We start from the raw sequence: 7,037 nt of genomic DNA on the forward strand, positions 1-7,037 counted from the left end.
CGGCGGTGCCCTCGGAGCGCGGGAAGAACTCGTACCAGGAGCCGAAGAGCGCCCGCTCCCGCTCCACCAGCAACGCGCGCGGCTCGGAGACCGTGATCAACTCCCGCAGCGGATACCGGGCGAGGACCTGGTCCACCTCCGGCGTGAGCGCGGCGGCGAGGCGGGCGGCGACCGGGCGGGTTTCGTCGCGGAGGGCGGTGACGGCGGCGCGGAGGACGGGACGGAGGCCTCTGCCCTTCGGCACCCCGGCGATGGCGCGTTCGTGGAGCCGCGCGCCCTCCTCCAGGACGAGGTCCGTGTCCATGCCGGCCGGGATCTTGATCCCCGCGTGGTGGCGCCAGGTGGAGACCGGATCGCTCCAGGCCTCCACGACGTACGACCAATGGCCCGGCGCGTCCGGCGTGACGGTGGCGCCCCAGCGGTCGGTGCCCGGGGCGAGCTCCCGCATCGGGGTCCATGGACCGGGACGGCCGTCCGGATCGCGGAGGACGACATTGGCGGCGACCGCGTCATGGCCTTCGCGGAAGACGGTGGCCGACACCTCGAACGCCTCACCGGTGACCGCTTTGGCGGCCCGGTGGCCGTGCTGGACGACCGGCCGGACATCGAGGACGGGGATGCGTCCGATGCCGGGGGACGTGCCGTCCGCGGAGGGTGGCTCCGGGGCGGGTGGTGCCGTGCCGGCAGGGCGCACGGGGGGCGTGGCGGTGCCGGGTGTCGGGGGTGCTGACGAGTGGTGCGTGGCGGGCATGACCGCTCCTGTCCGCGTCAACGTGGGTGTGGGCGGATGGATGTGGGGAGGTGGGTCCTGCGAAGGAGATCCCGTGGTGCGTCTGGGGGTGTACCGGTGGAGCCTTCCCACCCTATTCGGGTTAGCAATCCGGCAGGTTGCCAACTACTTACACGCAGGTCTCCACAGAAGATCCGGCCCCGTCCTGGGCGAACGGGGCCGGAGCCGTCACTCCCGCACTACGACCGCGGTACTTGCAGAAGTTTGTCCGGCGAACCGAGCCCTTCACCGGACACCTTGCCGGAAACCGCTCCCGCGACGAGCGCCTTGGACACCTGTGCGGGTGTGGCGCGCGGGTGAGTGCCGAGATAGACCGCCGCCGCGCCGGCCGCGTGCGGCGACGCCATCGACGTACCGGAGAAGGTCGCCTTCGCCGTGTCGCTCGTGTCCGTCGCGGAGGTGATCGAGACGCCCGGGGCGAACAGGTCGACGGCCGGGCCGAAGTTCGAGAAGGCCGCCCGGGTGTCGCTGCGGTCGGTGGCGCCGACCGTGATCGCCTCCTTCACATCGGCGGGGGGGTACAGACCGGCCGACAGTCCGTCGTTGCCCGCCGCCACCGTGTAGGTGACTCCGGAGGCGATCGAGTTGCGTACGGCGGCGTCGAGCTGGGCGTTGTGGAGGCCGCCGAGGCTGAGATTGGCCACCGCCGGTTTGTGCGCGTGCCGGGTGACCCAGTCGATACCCGCGATGACCTGCGAGGTCGTACCGGCTCCCGCGTTGTCCAGGACGCGGACGGCGACCACCTTGGCCTTCTTGGCGACGCCGTACATGGTGCCGGCGATCGTGCCGGCCACATGGGTGCCGTGGCCGTTGCCGTCCTGGGCGGTGGTGTCGTTGTCGACGAAGTCCCAGCCGTAGCTCGCCCGGCCGCCGAAGTCCTTGTGGGTGATGCGGATGCCGGTGTCGATCACGTACACCGTCACCCCGCTGCCCCCGGAGTCCGGCGAGGTGTAGCTCTTGTCCAGCGGCAGGCCCGGCTGGTCGAGGCGGTCCAGGCCCCAGGACGGCGGGTTCCGCTCGGTGCGGCCGGTGCTCTCCAGGGTCACCCGGGTGTCCTGGGCGACCGAGGCGACCCGCGGGTCCGCCGCGAGGCGTCTCGCCTGTCTCTCGTTCGCCTCGACGGCGTAACCGTTGAGGGCTGTGCCGTAGGTGTGGCTTATTTTCGCCCCGTACTTCTCGGCGAGCCCCTTTCCGGCGGCCGACGGAGCCTTCGTTCCCCCCTTGAGTGTCACCAGGTAACTACCGCTGACGGTGCCGGGTGCGCCGGCGCCGAGTATGGTCCCCTCCGGTGCGGCATGCGCGGGCAGGGTGATGGCCGAAAACACCACGGCTGTGGCGACCGCGGTCAGTCCCCCCGCCCGGCGCAGACGCCGCGTACGCGTCCGTGCCATGGTCGAGTTCCCCTCCTTCAACTCTCCACTGGGCAGCCTCTCGTGCGGTGCGAAGCACCACAAGGGCGCATGAGGGGCCCTTTTCGGCCCAGGCCGGCATCATCCGGCCCGTCCGCCGTTTGAGGACGACGTCCACACCGTCACCGGTACCGTCTTCAGAGACGACGACGCACATAGCCGTGTGTCATCCAGCGAACGCGCAAGGTGGAGCTGTGAAGGCGATCCGTCGATTCACCGTCCGTCCCGTTCTCCCCGAACCCCTCCGGCCGCTCAGCGATCTCGCGCGCAACCTGCGCTGGTCCTGGCACGCGGAAACCCGCGATCTCTTCCAGTCCGTCGACCCCGAGCGCTGGACCGCCTCGGAGGGCGATCCGGTACGACTGCTCGGCAGCGTCTCCGCCGAGCGGCTCGCGGAGCTGGCCGAGGACAGCCGTTTCCTGCGCCGGCTCACCGAGGTCGCCGGCGATCTCGCCGACTATGTGGGCGGCGACCGCTGGTACCAGGCCCAGTCCGGTGAACTGCCCGCCGCCGTCGCCTACTTCTCACCCGAGTTCGGTGTCACGGCCGCCCTGCCGCAATACTCCGGCGGCCTCGGCATCCTCGCCGGCGACCATCTCAAATCGGCCAGCGACCTCGGTGTACCGCTGATCGGTGTCGGACTCCTCTACCGGCACGGCTACTTCCGCCAGTCCCTGTCCCGGGACGGCTGGCAGCAGGAGACCTATCCGGTCCTCGACCCCAACGAACTCCCGGTGGCACTGCTCAGGGAGGACGACGGCTCCCCGGCCCAGGTCTCCATCGCCCTGCCCGGCGGACGTTCGCTGCGCGCCCGGATCTGGCTGGCACAGGTGGGCCGGGTGCCGCTGCTGATGCTCGACTCCGACGTCGAGGAGAACGACCTCGGCGCCCGCGGCGTGACCGACGTGCTCTACGGCGGCGGCAGTGAACACCGGCTGCTCCAGGAGATGTTGCTCGGTATAGGGGGTGTGCGGGCGGTACGGACGTACTGTCGCCTCACCGGTCACCCCGAGCCCGAGGTGTTCCACACCAACGAGGGCCACGCGGGCTTCCTCGGCCTGGAGCGGATCGCCGAACTCTGCGACGCCGGGCTGGACTTCGACGCGGGCCTGGAGGCGGTGCGGGCGGGCACGGTCTTCACGACGCACACCCCCGTCCCGGCCGGCATCGACCGTTTCGACCGGGAGTTGGTCGCCACTCACTTCGGGCCGGACGCCGAACTCCCGCGCCTGGACGTCGGAAACATCCTCCGGCTGGGCATGGAGACCTACCCGGGCGGCGAACCCAACCTGTTCAACATGGCCGTGATGGGCCTGCGCCTGGGTCAACGCGCCAACGGTGTCTCGCTGTTGCACGGGCAGGTCAGCCGCGAGATGTTCTCGGGCCTGTGGCCGGGGTTCGACGCGGAGGAGGTGCCGATCACCTCCGTCACCAACGGGGTGCACGCGCCGACCTGGGTCGCCCCCGAGGTGTTCCGGCTCGGCGCCCGGCAGATCGGCGCCCAGCGCACCGAGGACGCGCTGACGGTCGGCGGCTCGGACCGCTGGGACGCGGTCGCGGATATCCCGGACCAGGACATCTGGGAGCTCCGGCGCGACCTGCGCGAGCAACTGGTCGTGGAGGTACGGGATCGGCTGCGCGCCTCCTGGCGTCAACGCGGCGCAGGATCGGCCGAGTTGGGCTGGATCGACGGCGTGCTCGACCCCGACGTCCTCACCATCGGCTTCGCCCGCCGCGTCCCGTCGTACAAACGCCTGACGCTGATGTTGCGCGACCGGGACCGGCTGATGGATCTCCTGCTGCACCCGGACCACCCGATCCAGATCGTGGTGGCGGGCAAGGCCCACCCGGCGGACGACGGCGGGAAGCGCCTCGTCCAGGAGCTGGTGAAGTTCGCGGACGACCCGCGCGTCCGCCACCGCATCGTGTTCCTCCCCGACTACGGCATGGCGATGGCGCAGAAGCTGTACCCCGGCTGCGACATCTGGCTCAACAACCCGCTGCGCCCGCTGGAGGCGTGCGGCACGAGCGGTATGAAGGCGGCACTCAACGGCTGTCTCAACCTCTCGGTCCTGGACGGCTGGTGGGACGAGTGGTTCCAGCCCGACTTCGGCTGGGCCATCCCCACGGCCGACGGCACCGGCACGGATCCCGACCACCGCGACGACGTGGAGGCCGCCGCCCTCTACGACCTCCTCGAACAGCGCGTCACCCCGCGCTTCTACGAGCGCGGCCAGGACGGTCTGCCCGACCGCTGGATCGAGATGGTCCGCCAGACCCTGACGCTGCTCGGTCCGAAGGTGCTGGCCGGCCGGATGGTCCGCGAGTACGTGGAGCGGCTGTACGCCCCGGCCGCGCACGCGCACCGCACGATGACCCCGGACGCGGCGCGCGAACTCGCCGCGTGGAAGGGGCGGGTGCGGGCGGCTTGGCACGGGGTGACCGTCGACCATGTGGAGACGTCCGCAGCCACGGCCACCGCGGAACTCGGGACGACGCTCAATCTCCGGGTCCGGGTGGGCCTTGGCGGGCTCGCCCCGGACGATGTGGAAGTGCAGGCGGTTTCCGGCCGGGTGGATCCTGAGGACCGGATCGGGGACGCGACAACGGTGCCCCTGAAACCGGCGGGAGGCCCGGACTCGGAGGGCCGCTGGTTGTACGAAGGACCACTCGCCCTTGACCGCACCGGGCCCTACGGCTACACGGTCCGGATCCTGCCGGCGCACCGACTGCTCGCGTCCGGCGCGGAGTTGGGGTTGGTGGCGGTGCCTTCGGAGGACGCGGTGGAGGGGGCGGGAGTGCTCATGCGTTAGACGTCGGAGTAGGGAGCGCACATCTGCCGCAGTGTGCTCCCTATACGGCGGGCGTACGCATGCTGCAAGCCCCGGGTCGCCGGGCCGCCCAGCCGTGCGTACCACTTCGCGCCGCGGCTGAACGCCGACACCGTCAGCCAGACCGTGCCGTCGCCCGTGCGGTCCACCACGAAGGCCTCCTCGCCGCATTCCGGGTGGCCGGGGAGGGTGCCGTAGGCCCAGCCGGACCTGCGGTGTTCCTCCACCGTCCAGACGATGCGGCAGGGGGCCTTGATCAGGCCCGCGAGGGTGACCGTCACGTCCACGCCGGGGGCGGCCTTGTCGGCGCTCGCCTCGATGCCGACGCCCATCTCGCGGTGCAACTCCCAGGTGAGGAGCGCGTCGGACGCCCGGCGGAAGACCTTCTCGCCCTCGCCGATCCGGGTGCGCACATGGAGGGGGTGGAATCCCGGGGGGCAGAAGCCGCGTTCGCGGGTCGCGCCGACGTCGTCGTACGTGAAGGACATGGGACCCAAGAGTAGGGCGGTACCCGGAGATGCCTTCGCTCCGGGTACCGCCCTTACCGCTTACCTGTCAACTCGGCTGTCGTCAGGTGACGTTGACGGCCGTCCAGGTCGCCGCCACCGCCGCGTACTCGGCGGAGCTGGTGCCGTAGAGCGCGGCAGCCGCGCTCAGGGTGCCGGTACGGGCCGACTTGTAGTTGGTCGTCGACGTGAAGTACGTCGTCAGCGCCTTGTACCAGATCTGCAGCGCCTTGGCGCGGCCGATGCCGGCGAGGGTGGCGCCGTTGTACGTCGGGGAGTTGTAGGCCACCCCGTTGATGGTCTTCGAACCGCTGCCCTCCGAGAGGAGGTAGAAGAAGTGGTTCGCGACGCCCGACGAGTAGTGCACGTCGAGGTTGCCGACCGAGGAGGACCAGTAGTTGGCGGAGCCGCCGTCCTTGCTGGGCTGGTCCATGTAGCGCAGCGGGGTGCCGTCGCCGTTGATGTCGATCTTCTCGCCGATGAGGTAGTCGCCGACGTCGGAGGAGTTGGCGGCGTAGAACTCGACGCCGGTGCCCATGATGTCGGAGGTCGCCTCGTTCAGGCCACCGGACTCACCGCTGTAGTTGAGGCCCGCGGTGTTGGCGGTGACGCCGTGGCTCATCTCGTGGCCGGCCACGTCCAGCGAGGTCAGCGGGTGGGTGTTGCTGGACCCGTCGCCGTAGGTCATGCAGAAGCAGTCGTCGTCCCAGAAGGCGTTGACGTACGAGCTGCCGTAGTGGACGCGGGAGTAGGCGCCGACACCGTCGTTCTTGATGCCGCTGCGGCCGAAGGTGGCCTTGTAGAAGTCCCACGTCTCCTGCGCGCCGTAGGCGGCGTCGGCCGCGGCGGTCACGTCGGTGGTGGAGCTGGAAGCGGCGCCGGTGCCCCACGAGTTGGTGGTGTTGGTGAACAGGGTGCCGGTGCCGGAGCTGGTGGTGTGCTTCAGGTTGTATGTCTTGTGGCCGCCGCGCGAGGCGTCGGTCAGCGAGTACGTCGTGCCCGACAGCGTGGTGGTGAGGCTGACCGTGCCCGAGTACAGGGTCTTGCCGGTGCCGGTGGCGTTCTCGACGCCCTGGTACTCGAAGAGCTTCTTGCCGGTGGCCGCGTCGGTGATGACGTGCAGCTTGTTCGGGGTGCCGTCGTCCTGGAGGCCGCCGACGACCGTCTCGTAGGCGAGGACGGGGGTGGCGCCGCCGGCCCAGATGACCTTGCGGGCACCGTCGGCGGCGGTCTTGTCCGAACCGGCGGCCTTGGCGGCGGTCAGCGCCTGCTTCTCGGCCTTGGCGACGGTGATCTTCGGCGTGACGGTGGCGACCTTGATGGTCGCGGAGTGCGCCTTGGTGACACCCTCGGTCTTGCCGGCCGGCGAGGTGTGGACGACCAGGTCGCCGCCGAGGACCGGGAGGCCGGCGTAGGTGCGCTCGTAGCGGGTGTGCACCGTGCCGTCGACGTCCTTGACGACGTCCTTGACGACCAGCTTCTCCTTGGTGCCGAGGCCTAT

General features: G+C 70.4%; 5 protein-coding genes. 1 reads left to right on the forward strand and 4 read right to left on the reverse strand.

Features of this window, described 5'->3' with window-relative positions; translation table 11 throughout:
• Both OC490_RS48805 and OC490_RS48810 read right to left on the reverse strand, forming a co-directional pair.
• Positions 1 to 751: maltotransferase domain-containing protein (locus OC490_RS48805; RefSeq protein ID WP_262064514.1), on the reverse strand; the 751-nt coding region annotated here is incomplete at its 3' end.
• 218 nt (positions 752 to 969) lie between these two features.
• On the reverse strand, positions 970 to 2,181 hold the full coding sequence (locus OC490_RS48810) for a S8 family peptidase (protein ID WP_262064515.1): 1,212 nt from the start codon (positions 2,179 to 2,181) through the stop codon (positions 970 to 972).
• A 212-nt stretch (positions 2,182 to 2,393) separates the two neighbouring features.
• On the opposite strand from OC490_RS48810, the gene OC490_RS48815 reads away from it, so the two are divergent.
• Positions 2,394 to 5,012 carry a glycosyltransferase family 1 protein gene (locus OC490_RS48815; RefSeq protein ID WP_262064516.1) on the forward strand — a complete coding sequence of 873 codons (2,619 nt, stop codon included), beginning with the start codon at positions 2,394 to 2,396 and terminating at the stop codon, positions 5,010 to 5,012.
• Here the strand turns inward: OC490_RS48815 and OC490_RS48820 are convergent.
• Together OC490_RS48820 and OC490_RS48825 are read right to left on the reverse strand one after the other, a co-directional pair.
• Positions 5,009 to 5,518 carry a DUF1990 family protein gene (locus tag OC490_RS48820; protein ID WP_262064517.1) on the reverse strand — a complete coding sequence of 170 codons (510 nt, stop codon included), beginning with the start codon at positions 5,516 to 5,518 and terminating at the stop codon, positions 5,009 to 5,011. The two genes, OC490_RS48815 and OC490_RS48820, sit on opposite strands and share 4 nt — an antisense overlap.
• Positions 5,519 to 5,600: 82 nt before the next feature.
• The coding region (locus OC490_RS48825; protein WP_262064518.1) for a M4 family metallopeptidase at positions 5,601 to 7,037 on the reverse strand (1,437 nt) is incomplete at its 5' end.

This window comes from Streptomyces sp. STR69, from assembly GCF_024519455.1.
Lineage (GTDB): Bacteria > Actinomycetota > Actinomycetes > Streptomycetales > Streptomycetaceae > Streptomyces.